Source organism: Azospirillum sp. TSO35-2 (assembly GCF_003116095.1).
Classification (GTDB): Bacteria; Pseudomonadota; Alphaproteobacteria; order Azospirillales; family Azospirillaceae; genus Azospirillum.
Window position 1 is genome coordinate 1,143,491 of record NZ_LGRA01000008.1, and the last position, 415, is coordinate 1,143,905.

Consider the following 415-nt stretch of genomic DNA (forward strand, 5'->3'; position numbering starts at 1 on the left):
AGGAAGCCCCGAGGTGGTGCTGCGCGGCGCACTCCACCCCGGGGCGTCCAGAGAACCGGGCCTTACTTCGCCGTCACCAGCTTCTTGCTCACGACGCTCGGCTTCGCCGGGGCTGCGCCATCCGCCTCGGTCCGTTCGACATAAGCGCGGCCGTAATAGCTGTCGAGGAGGAGCTGCTTGATCTCGGCGACGAGGGGGAAGCGGGGGTTGGCGCCGGTGCACTGGTCGTCGAAGGCGGCCTCGGCCAGCTCATCCAGCTTGGCCAGGAACGCCGCCTCCGGCACGCCCGCGGCCTGGATCGAGGACGGGATGTCCAGCGTCCGCTTCAGCTCCTCCACCCAGGCGATCAGCTTCTCCACCCGCTCATGGTCGCGGCTGCCGCCCAGCTCCAGGTGACGCGCCACCTCGGCGTAGC

Annotated in this window: 1 protein-coding gene; it reads right to left on the minus strand. The window is 69.9% G+C overall.

Features of this window, described 5'->3' with window-relative positions:
- Nucleotides 1-62 precede the first annotated feature (62 nt).
- A partial coding sequence (locus TSO352_RS06685; RefSeq protein ID WP_146210726.1) for an iron-containing alcohol dehydrogenase occupies nucleotides 63-415 on the minus strand: 353 nt, incomplete at its 5' end.